This window comes from uncultured Roseibium sp. (genome assembly GCF_947496995.1).
Taxonomy (GTDB): domain Bacteria; phylum Pseudomonadota; class Alphaproteobacteria; order Rhizobiales; family Stappiaceae; genus Roseibium.
Genome location: NZ_CANMFD010000003.1, coordinates 111,792 through 130,747, shown reverse-complemented (window position 1 = coordinate 130,747; position 18,956 = coordinate 111,792). Strand labels below are relative to the sequence as shown.

Annotated in this window: 20 protein-coding genes; 11 read left to right on the top strand and 9 right to left on the bottom strand. The window is 59.6% G+C overall.

Annotated elements, in window-relative coordinates; all coding sequences use genetic code 11:
• Positions 1 to 41: 41 nt before the first annotated feature.
• The 5 genes from Q1B40_RS13455 (at position 42) to Q1B40_RS13435 (ending at position 4,098) form a co-directional block, all read left to right on the top strand.
• Positions 42 to 923, top strand: coding sequence for an S-methyl-5'-thioadenosine phosphorylase (locus Q1B40_RS13455; protein WP_299815338.1), 882 nt, complete (start codon positions 42 to 44; stop codon positions 921 to 923).
• 163 nt (positions 924 to 1,086) lie between these two features.
• Positions 1,087 to 1,635 (top strand): adenine phosphoribosyltransferase, encoded by a 549-nt coding sequence (locus Q1B40_RS13450; RefSeq protein WP_299815334.1) that lies wholly within the window; start codon positions 1,087 to 1,089, stop codon positions 1,633 to 1,635.
• A gap of 6 nt (positions 1,636 to 1,641) precedes the next feature.
• Entirely contained in the window at positions 1,642 to 2,304 is a 663-nt protein-coding gene (gene bluB, locus Q1B40_RS13445) for a 5,6-dimethylbenzimidazole synthase (protein ID WP_299815330.1), read from the top strand.
• Positions 2,305 to 2,416: 112 nt separating this feature from the next.
• Complete coding sequence (locus tag Q1B40_RS13440; protein WP_299815327.1) at positions 2,417 to 2,896, top strand: GNAT family N-acetyltransferase; 480 nt, start codon at positions 2,417 to 2,419, stop codon at positions 2,894 to 2,896.
• Between the two features lie 179 nt (positions 2,897 to 3,075).
• A complete protein-coding gene (locus Q1B40_RS13435; protein WP_299815324.1) occupies positions 3,076 to 4,098 on the top strand; it encodes a methyltransferase in 1,023 nt (340 codons plus the stop codon).
• 17 nt (positions 4,099 to 4,115) lie between these two features.
• Here Q1B40_RS13435 and Q1B40_RS13430 read toward each other — a convergent pair whose 3' ends face one another.
• From Q1B40_RS13430 to Q1B40_RS13410, 5 genes are all read right to left on the bottom strand, one after another.
• Positions 4,116 to 4,595 carry a MaoC family dehydratase gene (locus Q1B40_RS13430; RefSeq protein WP_299815321.1) on the bottom strand — a complete coding sequence of 160 codons (480 nt, stop codon included), beginning with the start codon at positions 4,593 to 4,595 and terminating at the stop codon, positions 4,116 to 4,118.
• The gene (locus Q1B40_RS13425; RefSeq protein WP_299815318.1) at positions 4,592 to 5,050 is read right to left on the bottom strand and encodes a MaoC family dehydratase; all 459 of its coding nucleotides are present in this window, start codon (positions 5,048 to 5,050) and stop codon (positions 4,592 to 4,594) included. The genes Q1B40_RS13430 and Q1B40_RS13425 overlap by 4 nt, the downstream gene beginning before the upstream one ends.
• Positions 5,051 to 5,102: 52 nt before the next feature.
• A complete protein-coding gene (locus tag Q1B40_RS13420) occupies positions 5,103 to 6,002 on the bottom strand; it encodes an NAD(P)-dependent oxidoreductase (protein WP_299815315.1) in 900 nt (299 codons plus the stop codon).
• 260 nt (positions 6,003 to 6,262) lie between these two features.
• Complete coding sequence (locus tag Q1B40_RS13415) at positions 6,263 to 8,038, bottom strand: SLC13 family permease (RefSeq protein ID WP_299815312.1); 1,776 nt, start codon at positions 8,036 to 8,038, stop codon at positions 6,263 to 6,265.
• Positions 8,039 to 8,382: 344 nt separating this feature from the next.
• Positions 8,383 to 9,069 carry a fumarylacetoacetate hydrolase family protein gene (locus Q1B40_RS13410; protein WP_299815309.1) on the bottom strand — a complete coding sequence of 229 codons (687 nt, stop codon included), beginning with the start codon at positions 9,067 to 9,069 and terminating at the stop codon, positions 8,383 to 8,385.
• Between the two features lie 174 nt (positions 9,070 to 9,243).
• On the opposite strand from Q1B40_RS13410, the gene Q1B40_RS13405 reads away from it, so the two are divergent.
• The 5 genes from Q1B40_RS13405 to Q1B40_RS13385 all read left to right on the top strand — a co-directional run bounded on the left by Q1B40_RS13405 (position 9,244) and on the right by Q1B40_RS13385 (position 13,407).
• Positions 9,244 to 9,954: a FadR/GntR family transcriptional regulator gene (locus tag Q1B40_RS13405; protein ID WP_299815307.1), complete on the top strand. Its 711-nt coding sequence runs from the start codon at positions 9,244 to 9,246 to the stop codon at positions 9,952 to 9,954.
• Between the two features lie 95 nt (positions 9,955 to 10,049).
• Positions 10,050 to 11,027, top strand: coding sequence for an ABC transporter substrate-binding protein (locus tag Q1B40_RS13400; protein WP_299815304.1), 978 nt, complete (start codon positions 10,050 to 10,052; stop codon positions 11,025 to 11,027).
• 69 nt (positions 11,028 to 11,096) lie between these two features.
• A complete protein-coding gene (locus tag Q1B40_RS13395; RefSeq protein WP_299815301.1) occupies positions 11,097 to 11,858 on the top strand; it encodes an ABC transporter permease in 762 nt (253 codons plus the stop codon).
• Positions 11,845 to 12,645 carry an ABC transporter ATP-binding protein gene (locus tag Q1B40_RS13390; protein WP_299815298.1) on the top strand — a complete coding sequence of 267 codons (801 nt, stop codon included), beginning with the start codon at positions 11,845 to 11,847 and terminating at the stop codon, positions 12,643 to 12,645. Before Q1B40_RS13395 ends, Q1B40_RS13390 begins: the two co-directional genes overlap by 14 nt.
• Before the next feature lie 9 nt (positions 12,646 to 12,654).
• The gene (locus Q1B40_RS13385; protein WP_299815295.1) at positions 12,655 to 13,407 is read left to right on the top strand and encodes an ABC transporter permease; all 753 of its coding nucleotides are present in this window, start codon (positions 12,655 to 12,657) and stop codon (positions 13,405 to 13,407) included.
• A 267-nt stretch (positions 13,408 to 13,674) separates the two neighbouring features.
• Here the strand turns inward: Q1B40_RS13385 and Q1B40_RS13380 are convergent, their stop codons facing one another.
• The 4 genes from Q1B40_RS13380 to Q1B40_RS13365 form a co-directional block, all read right to left on the bottom strand.
• On the bottom strand, positions 13,675 to 14,943 hold the full coding sequence (locus Q1B40_RS13380; RefSeq protein WP_299815292.1) for an MFS transporter: 1,269 nt from the start codon (positions 14,941 to 14,943) through the stop codon (positions 13,675 to 13,677).
• A 158-nt stretch (positions 14,944 to 15,101) separates the two neighbouring features.
• Complete coding sequence (gene ychF, locus Q1B40_RS13375; RefSeq protein ID WP_299815289.1) at positions 15,102 to 16,202, bottom strand: redox-regulated ATPase YchF; 1,101 nt, start codon at positions 16,200 to 16,202, stop codon at positions 15,102 to 15,104.
• A 120-nt stretch (positions 16,203 to 16,322) separates the two neighbouring features.
• Positions 16,323 to 17,066 carry an aminoacyl-tRNA hydrolase gene (gene pth / locus Q1B40_RS13370; protein ID WP_299815286.1) on the bottom strand — a complete coding sequence of 248 codons (744 nt, stop codon included), beginning with the start codon at positions 17,064 to 17,066 and terminating at the stop codon, positions 16,323 to 16,325.
• Positions 17,067 to 17,189: 123 nt separating this feature from the next.
• Positions 17,190 to 17,813: a 50S ribosomal protein L25/general stress protein Ctc gene (locus Q1B40_RS13365; RefSeq protein WP_299815283.1), complete on the bottom strand. Its 624-nt coding sequence runs from the start codon at positions 17,811 to 17,813 to the stop codon at positions 17,190 to 17,192.
• A 460-nt stretch (positions 17,814 to 18,273) separates the two neighbouring features.
• Between Q1B40_RS13365 and Q1B40_RS13360 the strand changes: the two genes are divergently transcribed.
• A complete protein-coding gene (locus Q1B40_RS13360) occupies positions 18,274 to 18,843 on the top strand; it encodes a hypothetical protein (RefSeq protein ID WP_299815280.1) in 570 nt (189 codons plus the stop codon).
• The last annotated feature ends 113 nt before the right edge of the window (positions 18,844 to 18,956 follow it).

Sequence of the window (18,956 nt, the reverse complement as noted above, 5' to 3'; positions counted from 1 at the left end):
GACCCAGGGCCGGACGGACCGGACATTTATCAGGAGCGGGCATGGCAGACGCAGTCTTGGGCATCATCGGCGGGTCGGGCATCTACGATTTGCCGGGTCTTGAGAATTCGGAATGGATCAGCGTCGAAAGCCCCTGGGGGACGCCCTCCGACCAGGTGCGGATCGGCACCATCGACGGACTGAAGATCGTCTTCCTGCCGCGTCATGGCCGGGGCCATGTCTATTCGCCGACCTCCATCAATTTCCGCGCCAACATCGATGTCATGAAGCGCTGCGGTGTCACCGACCTGCTGTCCGTCTCCGCATGCGGTTCGCTGAAGGAGGAACTGGGGCCGGGAAGATTCGTGCTTGTGGATCAGTTCATCGACCGGACCATCGCGCGGGAAAAGAGCTTTTTCGGTACCGGATGCGTCGCCCATGTGTCCATGGCGACCCCTGTCAGCCCGAAACTGGTCGATGCCGTTGCTGCGGCAGCAGAAGCCGAAAATCTCGCCTACACCAAGGGCGGGGTCTATCTCGCCATGGAAGGGCCGCAGTTTTCCTCGCTTGCCGAAAGCAAGCTGTACAGATCCTGGGGGTGCGATGTGATCGGCATGACAAACATGCCGGAAGCCAAGCTCGCCCGCGAGGCCGAGATCTGCTACGCGACCGTTGCGATGGTCACCGATTACGACAGCTGGCATCCGGACCACGGTGAGGTCGATATCCAGGCGATCATCAAGGTGCTGCACGAAAATGCCGACAATGCGCAGCGTCTCGTTGCCCGCGTTGCCCGCGACCTGCCACGCGAACATCAATCCTGCCCGGCCGGCTCCGACACGGCACTGGAATTCGCCATGATGACGGCGCCTGACAAGCGAGATCCGGAACTGGTCGCCAAACTGGATGCCGTTGCGGGGCGTATTCTGAACAAGGCCTCCTGAGAGGGGCTGCCCGCGCCTGCGAGTGAAATGATTTCGACCGCCGGTCCAAACTTGCTATAAACCACGGCCGGACCCGGTGCCGCCGCAGGCCGGCATCCAATACCAGATCAGACACCCGGGCCGTTTGCCGCTGTTCCGGGAACCGCACCAGAAAGAGAGTTCGATGACCGAACAGACGATCCAGGATGAATTGATCTCGTCGATACGCACGATCAAGGACTATCCGAGCGAGGGGATACTGTTTCGCGACATCACCACGCTGCTGGGCGATGCGAGGGCGTTCCGCCGTGCGGTGGACGCCCTGGTGCAGCCCTGGGCCGGATCGAAGGTCGATCAGGTTGCCGGCATCGAGGCGCGCGGCTTCATTCTGGGCGGCGCGGTTGCTCATCAGGTTTCCTCAGGCTTCGTTCCGATCCGCAAGAAGGGCAAGCTGCCGCATGAGACCGTGCGGATCGCCTATTCGCTGGAATACGGCCTGGACGAGATGGAAATGCACAAGGACGCCATTCGGCCGGGGGACCGGGTCATCGTGGTGGATGACCTGATCGCCACGGGCGGAACCGCGGAAGCGGCCTGCAAGCTGCTCAGGTCCATGGGCGCGAATATCGAAGCGGCCGTCTTTATCGTCGATCTGCCGGATCTGGGCGGGCGCAAGAAGCTGGAAGCGATGAACGTTCCGGTGCGCACCCTGGTGGAATTTCCGGGTCACTGAGCGCTCATGCAGGGAGGAACCGGCACAGGGGGTGGCAAACCGGAGTTTTCGCAGGCGTTTCAGCGGGACTTCGAAACTCTGCTGAAATGGCGCCGCGACGTGCGCCGCTTCCGGACCGATCCTCTTCCCGAGGGCGTGCTCGACCATCTTCTTGCTCTGGCCGATCTGGCGCCGTCCGTCGGCAACAGCCAGCCCTGGCGGATCGTGATCGTCGACAGCCCGGAGAAACGCGCAAGTATCGTTGCGACCTTCGAGACTGAAAACGAAGCGGCCGCGCGCCGGTACGACGAGGACGCGGCGCAGCGCTACCGACAGCTGAAGCTTGCTGGCCTGAAGGAAGCGCCCGTCCATCTGGCGGTCTTCTGCGACGGCGAACCGGCACAGGGACATGGCCTCGGGCGGGCCACCATGCCGGAGACACTCGCCTATTCCACGGTCAGCATGATCCACACCTTCTGGCTGGCGGCGCGGGCGGAAGGCGTCGGTGTCGGCTGGGTGTCGATCCTCGACCCGAACGCCGTCGGGAAAATCCTCAAGGTTGACGTCGGTTGGCGGCTCGTGGCTTATCTATGCGTCGGTTTTCCGGAAGAAGAACATATCGATCCGGAACTGGAGCGCGCGCAGTGGCAAGCGCGCAGTCCTTTGGAGACGCGGTTATTCCGGCGTTAGAGCATCCCGGGTTCGGACGAACCCGGACTTGCCCGTCTGATGTTTCAACAGCGGTCAACTTCATTGCTGTCGTGTATTGCCGCAAGACAGCAGGTTGATCTGGGAGCGATTAATGCCTGTGATCATTCGACATACCGAAGACAGAGACCATGCGGACGTGCACAAGCTGCTCACGGACCGCTGGACCGCGCCGGACATCATGCTCGATAACGAGATGCTCGATGCCTCGCGCCTGCCCGGGTATGTCGCATATGACGGCAATGAGCTTGTCGGCCTCGTCACGCTGGTCAAGCGCGAGGGCGAGTGGGAAATCCTGACGCTGGATTCGATCAACCGCTGGGGCGGCGTGGGAAGTCAGCTGCTCGATGCGGTGATCAGCGAGGCACGGTCGAAAAACGTCCCGCGGCTGACCGTGCGCACATCCAACGACAATCTGGATGCCTTCCGCTTCTACCAGCGGCGCGGTTTCCGCCTGGAACGGATCGGCCAGGGGGTTATCGACGAGGAGCGGAAACTGAAGCCCGCCATTCCCCTGCGCGGTGACTACGGTATCGAAATCCGCGACGAAGTGCTGTTCGCCCGGGCTCTTTAATCCGGGTTACCCTTCAAGAATTCAGCGCCGGCGGCATTTTTCCGCAGTGAGCACCTGTATCCGCGTGCCAAGTTGCACTGCAGCGCACAATAGTTATAATTGCCATATCCCACAATTATCGCCCTCGCTCGGGGGTGACCCGTCTCAATTTTGCTCAGGATTTCTGAGGAAGGATTTTTATGTCTCAAGTCAAGTCGCTCGAATCAGCCGAAGATATCTCGGAAATTGCTTTCGGGTTCATGGGGTCAAAAGCACTTTTTTCTGCTCTGCACGTGGGGTTGTTTTCAATTCTTTCCGAGACGACTTTAACTCCGGAAGAAGTCGCAGAGAAAAGTCTTCTTGATCTTGACCGTGCAACGACTTTGCTGACAGCCCTGACAAGCCTCGGACTGGTGCGCCGGGAGGGGGACGGTTTCACCAATTCTCTGGCGGCCGAAGCCTTTCTTGTGAAAGGGCGCAAATATGACTTCGGCGATTATCTGCGCTTTCAGATCGACAGGCAGATGTATCCGTTCATGACTCAGCTCAACGATGCGCTAACCGACAGTCTCGACAAGGATCAGGTTGCGTCCTACGAGGACTGGTTCAGCGATCCGGAAGAAGCGCGGCTCTATTCACGCTCCCAGCATGCCGGTTCACTCGGACCGGGGCGCGGGCTTGCGAAGATGGTGGATCTGTCCGCAGTCAAAACGCTTCTGGACGTCGGCGGGGGGACAGGCGCGTTTTCGATTTCGCTGTGCAAGGCCTATCCGCAACTGACGTCGACCATTCTGGATTTTCCGAATGTGGCCGGTGTTGGCGAGGAATTTATTAGGGAGGAGGGGCTTTCGGACCGGATCTCCTACCGTCCCGGCAATGCGCTCAAGGACACGTGGCCGGAAAGCGCGGACGCGGTTCTGATGTCCTATCTTTTTTCCGGTGTTCCGGGAACGTCTATCCCAGGCCTGGTGCGCAAGGCCGGCGAGGTGCTCACACCCGGCGGGCGCTTCATGGTGCATGACTTCATGGTCGACGAGAACCGGGAAGGTCCGAAACTGGCCGCCCTCTGGCAGCTTCAGCATACCGCTTTCAATCCGGAAGCCCGATCCATTACCAGCGATTATGTGGCGGGGCTGATGGAAGCGGCGGGATTTGACGAGGTCAAAACGGAAGTGATGATCCCCGGCATGACCATGCTCGTGCATGGCCGCAAGCCCACCTGATTTCATCTATCTGGCACTCAGTTCCTGCGCCGCTCCACAAAGACGGTTCCCTTGAAGGAAAACACCAGATTGCCGTCCTGATTATGCGCCAGCATGTCGGAATGGATCAGGCCCCATTCGGGCCGACTGCGGCTTTCCGTCTTGCCGGTCACGACCCGGCTGTAGCGCAGGGTATCGCCGGCAAAAACCGGCTTGATCCACTTGAGATCCTCAAAGCCGGGGGAGGGGCCGAGCTTTGCCGGTGTCCGCCCTTCTTCAAGTGCCTTGCGGTGAAGCGCCTGGTGCGTGGCGACGAACAGCTTCATGAATACGGATGCCGTGTGCCAGCCGGAGGCGCACAGGTGACCGAAGTGGGTTTCGGCTGCGGCTTCTTCGCTCAGGTGGAAGGGCTGGGGGTCGAACTTGCGGGCGAACCGGACGATCTCATCACCTGTGAAGGTATACGTGCCAAGGTCCAGCGTTTCGCCGACCGCGATGTCTTCGAAAAATGCGGTCATGCCTGCTGGTCCCTTCTGGCGAACAGGATGGGGTTCTCCCAGCGGATGACATCTGCTCCGGCCTGATTGACGGTCGTCAGCCGGATGGTCACAAGGCCAAGGTCCTGCCTGGAGCGCAGGCTCTTGGTTTGCAGGACTTCAACTCTGGCTGCGAGCGTGTCGCCGGGGAAAACCGGGCGCATCCACTTGAGGCTGCTGATGCCGGGAGACCCCTGGCACGTACTCTTGTTGAGCAGTCCTCTGGCCAAGAGGCCCATGACCAGGCTGCCGGTATGCCAGCCGGAAGCCGCCAGTCCGCCCAGCAGGGAGGCCTTGCCGGCTTCCTCGTCCACGTGAAAGGGCTGCGGATCGAATTCACTCGCGAACTCGATGATCTCTTCCCGGCTCACGGTCACCGAGCCGAGGTCAAACTCCTGCCCCGGTTCGAAATCTTCAAAATGAATTAGGTCGCTCATCGGTGTTCGGGCTCGTGAAATTCAACGTTCAGGCGGCGATAGGGCACTGGCTTCAGGTCTTCACGTATTTACGCCAGTCATGCTTTTCCCGGAAACCCAGCACTTCGCGGATCTTGCGGTTGGAAAACAGTGCTTCGTGCTCGCCGAGCTCCCGACCGAGCGGGACATTCGGAAAGAAGCGTTTCAGGATTTCCGTGTTGGGAATATCAACCGAATTGGTGTCGTTGCCGGCATTGAAGACCTGATAGCCGAGGCCGTCCTTTTCCAGGCACAGATCGACGATCTGACCGAGATCGCGAGCGTCGATGTAACAGAAGATGTTGCGCCGCCGCTGCGCCGGGTTCCTGAAAAAGTCCGGGAAGCGGTCGTATTCGTGCGGCTCGATGACGTTGCCGATCCTGAGGGCGTAGATGTCGAAGCCGGAGCGCCGCTGGAAGGCGCGTGCGGTCTGTTCGTTGACGACCTTGGAGAGTCCGTAGCTGTCCATGGGGTCGACATCGTAATCCTCTTCCACCGGTAGAACCTTGGGATCTGCCACGCCGTCCGCGAAACAGACGCCGTAAGTGGTCTCCGACGAGGCGATGATGATCTTGCGGATTCCAAGCTTCACCGCCGCTTCGATGACGTTGTAGGTGCCGACGGCATTGACCGCGAAGGTCTTGTTGTCCGGATGGATCAGGATGCGCGGAATGGCGGCGAAATGCACGACGGCATCGAAGGACGGAACGCCGTTGCCGGGCTCCAGCTCGTCGAAATTGGCGTAGCTCGTCATGACGTTGAACATCTCGCCCGACTGGGTGATGTCGGCGGTGAGATTGTCGACACCGGGATGGTCGAGCGGTTTCAGGTCGACATTGACCACCCGGTGGCCGCGGTCCAGCAGATAGGGAACGACGTGCTTGCCGGCCTTGCCGGTGCCGCCGGTGAACAGGATCCGTTTGTGTGCGCCCATCTCTATGTCCCTCCCGAATTGATTGATTTGCGCCCATCATGCTGAAAAAGCGTAGCGATGCCAGCGGTTGATTTTATCTTCTGAGGTAAATCACCTTTTCAGGTGATCCCGGACCGTATTTGCCGTTGCGGCCATTGTTACAAAATCCGGGTCTGGCTTGACGGTTGCATCCCCGGCCTTGAGCCGGGGTCTCGTTACAGGCCCGGATGACGTCCGGGACAGGGCCGCCGGGTTTGTTGCTGCCGTTAACGCGACACCATTCAGAGCGGCCAGAAAATCAGGATTGCAGGTATGGCGACCGCCAGGACGAGAATTTCCAGTGGCAGGCCGATGCGCCAGTAGTCGCCGAACCGATAGCCTCCAGGTCCCATGATGATGGTGTTGTTCTTGTGGCCGATGGGCGTCAGGAAAGCGCATGAAGCGGCCACAGCGACGCCCATCAGGAAGGAGTCCGAGTTCACATCGAGCGTCGTGGCGATCTGAACGGAAATCGGTGCGGCGATCAGACAGGTGGCGACATTGTTTAGGAAATCCGAAAGCGTCATCGTGACCGCCATGAGGACTGCCAGAGTGATCCAGGCGGGGGCACCGGCGGTCGCCGCGACGATGCCGTCGGCGAGGAGCTGCGCATTTCCCGCCTGTTCGAAGGCTTCGCCGAGCGGTATGAGCGAACCGAGCAGAACAATCACCTTCCACTCCACCGCATTATAGACTTCCGAGCCGCTGACAAGGCCGGTTGCCGCGTAGAGAACCACACAGGCGGCAAGCGCGACGGGCAGATAGGCGATCCCGGCCACCGCAGCAGTTATGGCGGCCACGAAGCCGGCAATCGCCAGCCAGGTCTTGTTGCGCTGGATCATGCCGGTCTGGCGGCCTTCCAGTGGCAGAACGCCGAGCCAGGTGCAGGCCTCTTCCAGCCGGTCCGGTCTTCCCAGCATCAGGAGGACGTCGCCCGGACGGATCGGCTCGTGGCGAACGCGCTTTTGAATGCGCCGTCCCTGGCGGGAAATGCCGAGCAGGGTGACGCTGTGATTGTTCAAAAGCCGCATGTTGAGCGCCGAGCTGTTGGTGACGCGGGCATTGTCCGGAACAATGGCCTCGATGAGCGACAGGGCGTCGCCGGCGAGGCCGCCCTTGTGCCGTTCCGATCCGGCGAAGCCGAGTTTGGCCGCTCCCATGAAGCTTTCGATGGCTTTCGGGTCACCCTCGACCATCAGGAAGTCGCCATCCTTGACCGGTTCGCGGCGCGCGAAACCTTTGATCCGGCGTCCGTTGCGGATAAGGCCGATTATGGCGACATCCTTCTCGTCCGCGGCAGGATAGAGATCGCCGACGGTGAGGGACTTTTCCTCCGAATCCGTGCTGACCTTCAGTTCTGCCACGTAGAGGCTTTCTGCAAAGTCCGCCTGTTTTTCCTCCGCGCGAAAGCGTTTCGGCAGCAGGCGCCAGCCCGCAAGAGTGACGAAGGCGATACCGCTGATGGCAACGGCCAGACCCACAGGGGCGAAGTCGAACATGGAAAAGGGAGCGCCGAGTGCATCCGCCCGGTATTGTGCGATGACGATATTGGGCGGTGTGCCGATCAGGGTGATCATGCCGCCGAGGATCGTGGCAAAGGACAATGGCATGAGTGAAAGGCCCGCGGAGCGGCCGGCTTTTTTCGCTGCCTCCAGATCCAGCGGCATGAGCAGGGCGAGCGCGGCGACATTGTTGATGACGCCTGAAAGAGCTGCGCCGAAGACGGCCATCAGGCCGATATGTCCGGACAGTCCTCGCGAGGCCGACAGAAGGCGCCCGGCGATCATTTCAACGGCGCCCGAATTCATCAAGCCTCTTGAGACGATCAGCACAAGGGCGATGATGACAACCGCCGGATGTCCGAAGCCCGAGAAGATGCGGTCCGAGGGGACGAGGCCGAGAAACGCACCGGCGATCAGGGCGGCGAAGGCGATGAGATCGAAGCGGATCCGGCCCCAGATCAGCATGGCAAAGACGACGCCGAACAGGACGAAAAGGGCAATCTGGTCGAATGTCACGGACGAGAGGCTCCGTTGGAAAGTGCCGGAAACGGACCTGGCACGGGTTCAGCAGACCATGACCGAAGTTTATTCCCAAGGCCAGTCATCGTTGAGGGTCGCTCCCCAGGTCTTGAAACAGCGGTTGGGCAAGAGACATGCGAACGCGAAAGGCTGCGGGTCACAAGCGGCGGGTCAGCCGCGGTTCGTTGAGCATAGATGCAGGTGTTCTGATCCGGCAAACGCTGTTGCCGTCATCCGGTTCCCGGCCGGATGTGACAACGCAAAAACCCCGCCGGGAAACCAGCGGGGTTTTCGTTTCGTCTCGTTTCGTCTCCGGCAGGGCCGGATAGGAGGCTTTGGTTCTAGACCACCTTGACGGAAAGCTTGGGCAGATCCGCGATCGTGACTTCCAGCACATCGCCGCGCTCAACCGGGCCGACCCCTGCGGGTGTCCCGGTCAGAATGACATCTCCGGCGGCCAGTTCGAAATAATTCGAGAGATAGGAAATCATTTCCGGGACTTTCCAGATCATCTGGTTGAGGTCGCCATCCTGTTTGACCTCGCCATTCTGGGTAAGCCTGATCGAGCCGGCGTCCTTGTGGCCGCATTCGGCGACGGGAATCAGGGGAGTGATCGGAGCGGATTTCTCGAAAGCCTTACCGATTTCCCAGGGACGGCCCATTTTCTTGGCCACGCCCTGAAGATCGCGGCGGGTCATGTCGAGCGAGGTGGCGTAGCCGTAGACATGATCAAGCGCGTCATCGATCTTGATGTTGGTGCCACCCGATTTGAGCGCGACGGCCAGTTCGGCCTCGAAATGGACGTCTTCCGTCTGGACCGGGTAGGGAAACTCGTTCGAGACAACGAGGTTGTCTGGGTTCTTCTGAAAAAAGAAGGGCGGTTCCTTGTCCGGGTCGTGTCCCATTTCGACCGCATGCGCCGCGTAGTTCCGGCCGATGCAATAAACTCTTCGAACCGGAAACCGGCTGTCGGTTCCCTTGACGGGCAAGGTAGCGGCCTGTGGCGGCTCGATCACAAACTCAGACATTCAACACCTCTGCTTGTTCTGGTTCTGCATTGAGACGAACCCTTACCGATTTTGAGATCAATCACAACCAATTTCTTTTATTTCGATTTCTTCTTGCAAAGTAGCAATGATTGGGGATTAATCATGGGATTGATCCTTAAATTGGTTGATCAATTTGCTGATTGGCCGCAGATCGTGAACGAAGGAATATGGCTGGTGCTAACCCGTCCGGAAACGGCATCCCGCAGTGAAGCGGTGAGGCTCCTCAAGGATTTTATCGCTGAGCACAGCTTTGCTCCCGGAGACAGGCTGCCGGCCGAGCGCGAGCTTATCGGCCAGCTGGGCATGACGCGGAGCAACCTGCGAAAGGCGCTGGATACTCTTGAGCATGAAGGCGTTATCTGGCGCCATGTCGGCAAGGGAACGTTCATCGCCGGACAGGACGACGGGGTAGACATCGGACTACTGTCGGACATCGGCCACCAGATTACACCGGTCAAGATGATGCGCGCCCGGCAATGCATCGAGGCGGTAATCGCCCGGGAGGCGGCGATCAATGCCTCCAGGCAGGCCGTCAAGAAGATCATCCAGATCAAGGACCGGGCCAGGGCGGCGTCGAGCTGGGAAGAATACGAGACCCAGGACGATCTGTTTCACTACGCGATCGCGGAAGCCACGGACAATATCCTGCTGCTGACCCTGTTCGATCAGCTCAACAAGGTTCGCCGGGCGGTGGCGGTCAACACGGTCATCCGCGAGACCACGCGGCCGCCTGAGAACCATACAAGTTTCCTGGAGCACGACCGGCTCTGCGCGGCAATCGAAGCGCGCGACCCCAAGGCCGCGCACGATGCCATGTGGCAGCACATCAGCTCCGTCTCCGCGCGTCTGTTCGGGGAAATGTGACGACAAGTTTTTTCGGGCGGCCTGACCGAGCCAGAGAAGCCGGTGGCCCGCACGAAACAATCGGACCCGAGAGGTCCACATTCGGGAGGAGAACCATGAAAACTTTCTTGCGCAAACTGGGTGCGGCTGCAGCGGCCATTCCGCTTGCCGTGGCCCTGCTGGCGAGCCCGGCCGAGGCTGCCGGCAAGATCAAGATCGCGCTGGCCGAAACCCCTTCGGACGAGCTTGCTGCCTTCTTTGTCGCCCTCGACCGGGCGAAAGCCAACGGCCTCGATTACGAGTGGACCGCTTTCTCTGACGAGGAACTGGCCATTCAGGCGGTGTTGAGCGGCCAGATGGACATCGGTTTCGGTACGCCCTATGCCGCCATGCAGCGGTCCAAGGCACCGATCCGGATCGTGTTTCAGCTGTCGAAGCTGAAGTTCTTCCCGGTCACGTCCAAGAAATATGAAAAGCTGGAAGACCTGGACGGCGAGCCGATCATGCTGCATTCGCGCGGCGGCGGTACGGACTCCATCGCCAATGTGATCGAGGACAAGGTCGGCATCAAGTTCGGTGACCGGTCCTATGTGCCCGGCTCGTCAAACCGTGTTGCCGCGCTCATGGCCGGCCAGACCGATGCCACCATCATCGACCTGTCCAACAAGAACAAGGTCATGAAAATCGCCGGAGAAAAGTTCAACGTCCTGCCGATGTTCGAAGTCGAAGCCAGCGACGAGGCGCTTTTCGCCAATCTGGACTGGATCAAGAACAACGAGGCCGACGTCGATATCTTCGTCAACGCCCTGCTCAGCGTCTGGCAGGACATGGCCAAGGACCCGACGATCATTTCAAGGGAAACCGATCCGAACGGGCCGATCGGCCAGCTTCCGCCGGAGATCCTCGGCAATCTGGACGAGTTCTACACGGCGGCTGTCGAGGGTGGTCTTTACGACCCGAATGGCGGCGGAGCGAAAGCTGCCCAGGCGGATTTCGACTGGTATTCGCGGGCCGGTCAGCTTGAGGGAGATCTCTCATCGTTGAACGTGGAGGACTTCTGGTACCTCGAGCCGCTTAAAAACGCGGCGAAATAAGCTGCCTGCACGGCCGCCGGCCTGTCCGGCGGCCACCTTTCCAATCCAGCGAAATCAGGAATGTGGCTTATGACGCGCCGTTCCCTCTGGCTCAAGATCATATCCGCCGTAGTGCTTTTCGGGGCCTGGCAGATCGCGGGAATGATCCCGGTCAGTTATGCCTTTCCTACCTTCTTCGAATCCATGGCGGCGCTTTTCCGCATGGCCGGTGACGGCACGCTGCTCACCGCCTATATCGAAACGCTCCGCCCTCTGGTGGTCGGCGTCGGCATCTCCGCCTTTCTGGGGATCGGCCTGGGATTGTGGATCGGGTTGAGTGCCAGGTTCGACTGGCTGTTTTCACCGATCTTTATCGTCATGCAGGCAGCTCCCCTGGCGGCGCTCATCCCGTTGCTCGTCATGGCCTACGGAATCGGGCTGACCTCAAAGGTGTTTGTGGTCTGCATCATGGCGATGCCGGTCATCGTGCTCAATACGGCCAGCGCGGTGCGCAACACACCCGCCTCGTTGAAGGAGATGGGCAAGTCCTTCATGGCCTCCGATACGAAGATCATGCTCAGGATCATCATACCCGCCGCTTCGCCCGTGATCTTCAGCGGTCTCAGACTCGGTGTTTCCGCCGGCTTCATCGGCGCCATTCTCGCCGAATTGAAAATCACGCCGACCGGCGTCGGCGACATCATCACCTACAGCCGTTCGATCGCGGATTACCCCGCAATGTATGCGGCGATCTTCTCCATCATCCTTCTCGCCGTCCTGTTCCTGAACTTCCTGGAGCGGCTCGAAGTGTATCTCTTTGAAGGAAATGTCCGTGGTTATGCCTCAGATTAAAGAAGCCGTGAACGTGCCAGACATGCCGCAATCAGACAATGCCGTCGTTGTCCGTGGGGTCTCCAAGACTTACGGTGAGGTCGAGGCGCTGAGAGATATGTCGCTGGAATTCCCGCGTGGTCAGCTGACGTCCCTGCTCGGACCGTCTGGCTGTGGCAAGACGACCCTGCTGAAGATCATCGCCGGGCTCCTGAAGCCGAATTCCGGCGAGATCGAAGTCAACGGCAAGCCCGTGAAGGGACCTGGGCCGGATCGTGCCTTCGTCTTTCAGGATTTCGCGCTGATGCCCTGGGCGAATGTCCTGCGCAACGTGGCGTTCGGCCTGGAGCTGCGCGGTGTGGCGACATCCGAACGCGAGGCGATTGCCGAGAAGTATATCGCCGAAGTTGGGCTGGCGGGGTTCGAGAAGAGCTATCCGCACCAGCTTTCCGGCGGCATGCGCCAGCGTGTCGGCCTTGCACGGGCCCTGTCGGTCGATGCGGACGTTCTGCTGATGGACGAGCCGTTTTCGGCGGTCGACGAACAGACGAGACGCAAGTTTCAGGAAGATCTGCTCAACCTCGTGCAGCACGAGAACAAGACCTTCATTTTCGTCACCCACTCGATCGAGGAAGCGGTCTATGTCTCGGACCAGATCGCGATCCTGCTGCCGCGCCCGAGCCGGGTATCGGAAATCATCCGCCCGACCGACCTGAGGCACAAGAATGTCGACAATATCCGCCGCGACCCGGAATACCTGGATATCGTCGACAGCATCTGGGCTTCCCTGCGCAGCTACGTGGAATAGGAGGGGCCAATGACACTCTTCGGATACCGTCTTCCCGCCATGTCGTCGCTGCTCCTCTGGGCCCTCGTCTGGGAAATCGTCGGCCAACTGGATCTGACATTTTTCGTGCCGCCGTTGTCGGAGGTTCTGGTAACGCTGACCGCCGTGATCGGCACGGCGCCGTTCCTGAAAGCGCTGTCGGAGACGGCGCAGGCGTTTGCAGCGGGGGTCTCGGCCGCCGTGTTGATCGGAATTCCGGTCGGCATCCTGATGGGCAAGAGCCGGCTCATCGACGAGTTGCTGCTGCCCTGGGTGAACATGTTCCTGAGTGCACCGCTGACGGCCCTTGTGCCGGTGCTGATGGTGCTGTTCGGGTTCGGCATGAAATCGATCATCATCACGACGACGCTCTTTGCCATCTGGATCATCATCCTGAATGCGCGGGCAGGGGTGCTGCAGATCAACCGGTCGCTGGTGGAGATGGCGCGCAGTTACGGCGCCAATCCGTTCCAGGCCTTCTACAAGATCTATTTCTGGGCCGCGTTGCCTGAAATCCTCGGCGGCGTGCGTATCGGCGTGATCCGGGCGGTCAAGGGGGTGATCATCGGACAGTTGCTGATCTCGATCGTCGGCTTCGGCGCGCTGTTCGAGCTCTATGCCAATAACTTCCTGATGGCGCATTTCTGGGCGGTGCTAATCGTGCTCTTCGCCCTGGCGTTCTCGGTCTCGGAAGTCCTCGCCTATCTGGAGCGGCGGGTGTCCTACTACGCGGCAAGCCGCTGAGCCGTGACCTGTAAACGAGGGCCGGTTTTAAGCTCTCGTAATGTCAGATCTGTAGCCGTCCCGATATCGGGACGGCGATGCCTGATGAACAGGTGACCTGGGCTTAAATGCCAGGCGCGGATACGATCGTCATGTCAGGGAAAGATGGCGGCCGGATTGGCCGTGCTTTGTCGCAGGGCTCGAAACCGGTCAGCAGGATTTTCCTCATCGAACGGTGCTCCGCGATCCGGCTAGGCAACAGTCTGCCCGGTCACTCCTCTTGCAAGTTCAGCCGTCTTCCAGGTTTTCCGTGTCCGGCATGAACAAGACGACAAGAAAGGTCAGAACGCCAGCCGCAAGAAGATAAAAGGCGGGTGCGAGCTGAAGATGGGTCTTGTCTATCAGGTAAGTCGCGACCAGGGGCGCGGTGCCTCCGAAGATAGCGAGAGGAATGTTGTATCCAAGCGAATAGCCGGTCACCCGGATCGACCTGGGGAACTGGGCGATCATTGCGGTCATCAGCGGGGCAAAAAAGAAGGCCAGAATGATGGTCAGCCCGAGCTGCCCGGCAACCACCATGACCGTGTCAGGATGATGTAGCAGCCAGAACATCGGCCAGGCCAGCAGCGCCACGCCGCCGGAACCGATCAGCATCAAGGCTCTTCGGTTTGTGCGGTCCGCGAGATAGCCGACGCAGGGCAGTATCAGCATGAAAACGACCATGACGCCGGTGTTGATCGTAAGTGCGCGGCTCTCCGTCAGCTTGCTGTAGTCGACCAGGTAAGACGTAAGAAAGACGAAGGTCAGATAGAAGCCAACGCCGTTGAGGACGTTGCAGGCGATGGTCCTTAGGAGAGCCGGGGTGTGATTGCGCATGACTTCACGGACCGGCACGCTGACCGGATCGTGCGGCGAGGGCGGCAGGTCCGTCTCGTCAAGATTGCTGCGGCTGCGGATCATGAAACCCGTCAGACCGACCAGGAGGCCGAAGGCAAAGGGAATGCGCCAGCCCCAGGTTCCCAACGCGTCCGCCGGTAGTAGGCCTGTCGCCAGTGCCGCGACACCCGATCCCAGAAGTATCCCGAAGACCGCGCCCACGAGTGCCCATGAAACGACGAAGCTCCGCCGTTTCTTCGGCGCGATTTCGTAAAGATAGACGGATGAGCCGGTATATTCCCCTCCGACGGACAGTCCCTGCAGAAGCCTGAGGAGGGTGAGTGCGATCGGTGCGCCGATGCCGATGGTCTCGTAAGTGGGAAGAAACGCGATCAGGGTGGTCGGTATGGCCATCAGGGCGACGGACAACAGCAGAGCGCGGCTGCGCCCCGCCTTGTCAGCGATGTGACCCAGCAGCAGGCTGCCGATGGGGCGCATGAGAAACCCGGCGGCGAAAACGCCGAATGTGCTGATAAGGCTTACTGTCGGATTGCTGTTTGGAAAGAACTGCTGGGCGAGGATCGGGGCAAGATATCCGTAAACGGCAAAGTCGTACCATTCGAGCGTGTTGCCTACTGTGCCGGCAACGATCTTTCTGGTGTTCGAATTGCCCGCCGCCATGTCATTCCCCCCAAGACCTTCGTTCTGCTCGGAGAGAATGTAGGTGGTAACTCTTTACCATCCGTTTCGCACAGCCTTGTGGTCGGGCCGGCTTGCGGGAAGCCGGCACCGTGCACGCTACCACCGGTCGAAGTTGTGGCGCGCCGGCTTTGTCTGGTTCAGGTATTGAACTTGAAGAGCAGGATGTCGCCGTCCTTGACGACGTATTCCTTGCCTTCGTCGCGCGCCTTGCCGGCTTCCTTGGCCGCGGTTTCGCCGCCAAGCGACACGTAGTCGTCATAGGCAATGGTCTGCGCCCGGATGAAGCCGCGCTCGAAATCCGTGTGGATCACGCCTGCCGCTCCCGGTGCCTTGGTGCCATTGGTTATGGTCCAGGCGCGGGTTTCCTTCGGGCCGGCGGTAAAATAGGTGATCAGGCCGAGCAGGTCGTAGCCGGCGCGGATCAGCCGGTCGAGCCCGGGTTCTTCAAGACCGATGGTCTCCAGGAACTCTTCCTGTTCGGCAGCGTCGAGCTGCGAGATTTCCGCTTCGATGGCGGCGGAGATCACGACGCAGGCAGCGCCTTCTTCCTTCGCTCTGGCGGCAACTTTCTCGGAAAGCGCGTTGCCGGTCCCAGCGGAAGCTTCGTCGACGTTGCAGACATACAGAACGGGTTTGGACGTCAGGAGGTTGAGGCCGTCCAGCAGCCGTGCTTCTTCCGCGTCGGCCACCTGCAGCAGGCGCGCCGGCTTGCCGTCCTGCAGAAGGGCGAGGGCGCCCTCCATGATCGGCAGCAGCACCTTGGCTTCCTTGTCGCCACTGCTCGCCTTTTTCTTCAGCGGGGCGATGCGGCGCTCGAGGCTCTCCATGTCGGAGACCATCAGCTCGGTTTCCACCGTTTCCGCATCGGCCAGCGGGTCGATCGCGCCTTCGACATGGGTAATGTCGTCATCCTCGAAGCAGCGCAGCACATGCGCGATGGCATCGACCTCGCGAATGTTGGCCAGGAACTGGTTGCCCAGACCCTCGCCCTTCGAGGCGCCGCGCACCAGACCGGCAATGTCCACGAAGGTGATACGGGTGGGGATGACCTCCTTGGAACCGGCAACCTTGCGGATCGCATACAGGCGCGGGTCCGGAACGGCGACTTCGCCGGTATTCGGTTCGATGGTGCAGAACGGGTAGTTGGCAGCCTGGGCCGCTGCGGTCTTGGTGAGCGCATTGAAGAGCGTGGACTTGCCGACATTCGGCAGTCCGACGATGCCGCACTGGAAACCCATGGGAGGTCGCTTTCGGTTCGTGTCTTGAAACTGTTGCAGCGCTACATGCCCGAGCGCATCGGGGAGGTCAAGGGTTTGGACGGGCTACCGCGCAGGAAGCCGCCCGGATCGCAGCTTTCATCAGGTCTTGTCGCCGCCCAGCAGCCTCTTGAGCATGTCGGCCATGGGTCCAGATTTGGGGGGACTGACCGGCTTTGGCTGGCGTGCCTGACGGATGTGGCTCTGGCCCTTGGGCTTTGCGGGTTTCGGTGCGTCCTCTTCCGCTGCGGCTTTCGGTTTGCGCCGGGCTTTTTCCGGCTCCAGAGCGAGGGTCAGCTTGTTGGCGAACTGACTGTCCTTCCCCTCGGCCAGCATGTCGGCATTGTCAGCGATTTCCGCGAGCAAAGGATCCAGCCACTCCCGGTCCGACTTGGCGAAATCTCCCAGAACGTAATTGGAGACCAGTTTCTTGTCGCCCGGATGGCCGATCCCGAGGCGCAGGCGCCGGTACTCGGCGCCGATATGGGCGGTGATCGACCTGAGGCCATTGTGGCCGCCATGACCGCCACCTGTCTTCATGCGGAATTTCGCCGGAGGCAGGTCGAGCTCGTCGTAAAGCACGACAACGTCCTCCGGTTCCATCTTGTAAAAGCGCATGGCTTCTCCAACAGCGCGGCCGGATTCGTTCATGTAGGTGTTTGGCTTGAGCAGAAGCACCTTCTGCGAGCCGAGGCGGCCTTCGGACACCTGTCCCTGAAACCGCATGCGCCAGGGCTGGAAGCCGGATTGGCGGCGATGGATTTCATCGACAGCCATGAAGCCGATATTGTGCCGGTTGCCTTCGTATTTCGAGCCCGGATTGCCCAGACCGACGATCAATTTCATGGCACGCCTTTCAAGATCCGTCTTGAAACGAAAAAGCAGCCGGAGCGGCTGCTGAAAAAGGGTTCTCCGGGGAGGAGAGGAGGCAGCGTGCTGCCTCCCGCATTTTTATAGCAGACCGCGAACTTATTCGCTTGTCTCTTCTTCGGCTTCTTCCGGAGCCTCGTCATCGGTCTCCTGAACGCCTGCCGGTGCGGCGATCGTCGCGATGGTAAAATCGCGGTCGGTGATCGTCGGATGGCAGCCTTCGGGAAGCTTGACGGCGGAAATGTGCAAGCTGTCGCCCGGCTGAGCCTTCAACAGATCGATTTCCAGAGCTTCGGGGATGTTGTCGGCCGGAACGGTCATTTCGACGGTGTGACGTACGATGTTCAGAACGCCACCCTTCTTGATGCCCGGGCAATCTTCCTCGTTGAGGAAGTGTACCGGCAGATCGACGGTCAGCGTCGCGCCCTTGGCGACACGCAGGAAATCAACATGCAGAACCGTGTCTTTCACAGGGTGCAGCTGAAAGTCCTTGGCGATGACCTGGTGCTTTTCACCGTCGACTTCGACGATACCGATATGAGTCAGAAAACCGCCCTTTTTCAGGGTGAGAGTGGTTTCCTTCATGGAAATGGTAATCGGCAGAGCCGGTTTCTTGTCGCCGTAGATCACGGCAGGTAGAAGGCCTTCTCGACGCAGTGTCCGTGCGGCCCCCTTGCCCACCCGGTCCCGTGCCGATGCCTTCAGCTCATAGCTGGCAGCCATGGCAAAACTCCTTGAGTGTATGATAACGGACCGGCGATCCACCGTGGGGTCTTTGAAAGACTTCGGATGTCCGGGATCGGTCCAGAAACGCCTCCTCCAGGGGTGCAGGCGCGAGCGCGCATATAGCGGAAATGTGGGCCGCACGCAAGAGCACGCGGATTTCCGCCCCGTACATTCGCCTGTCAGCCGCTGAATTTGCCCGCCTTTCATTGGAAGACGGCCAGAGGAATTGGCTCTGTCAGGGCGCTGCGTGAGAGGGTTGTTTTTGTAACTGAAGCTTCAGGTTGTTATTTACTATGTATAATTGTAGTATCTGTTACATTTCTATTGTAATAATTGTCAATATTATTTCGAGCTTGTCCATGTACTTTTGAAATATCTGGAATGAATTTTACCTTCTACACATAATATTAAGACAAAAACATGATCATTCCGTCGAGTAACCTCATGGGAGTGAGAAATGAAATACCTTGTTCAAACGATTGCACTTTGTCTTTTCTTCACAGGTTCTGCCTTCGCGAATGAATTCGAAAGCGAGCTCAAGAATCTTGCCGCAGGCAAGATTGCCGAGATCGCGTCCTCGGAGGAAGTCGTGTCGGCTGTCATCGCGCAAAACGCCGATACCGCGTCCTACGATCAATCGAAGATCGACGCACTGGATGCGAAATGGCGTGAGGAAGCCGACGCCGTTGACCAGCCAATGATCGACGAGGTTCTGGACAATCCCCTGTCTGTCTACCTTGCGGCTGCCCAGGAAGAGAGCGACGGTCTCTTCACCGAGATTTTCGTCATGGACGCCAAGGGGCTGAACGTCGGTCAGAGCGATGTGACTTCGGATTTCTGGCAGGGAGACGAAGCCAAATGGCAGGAAACCTATCCTGTCGGCAAAGGTGCGGTCCACGTCAGTGAGCTGGAAGAGGACGACAGCACTCAGACCCTGCAAAGCCAGGTAAGCGTGCCGGTCTTCGATCCGGCAAGCGGTGAAGCCATTGGTGCGGTCACCTTCGGTGTGAACGTCGAAAACCTCTGATTAGAAAAAGAAAAAGCGGGAAGGCATTGCTTTCCCGCAACTTCCAGGAGGAAGCATGAAAGTCTCCGTGAAACTTCCGGCACTTGTGCTTGGCATCGCGCTTTTATGTTCAG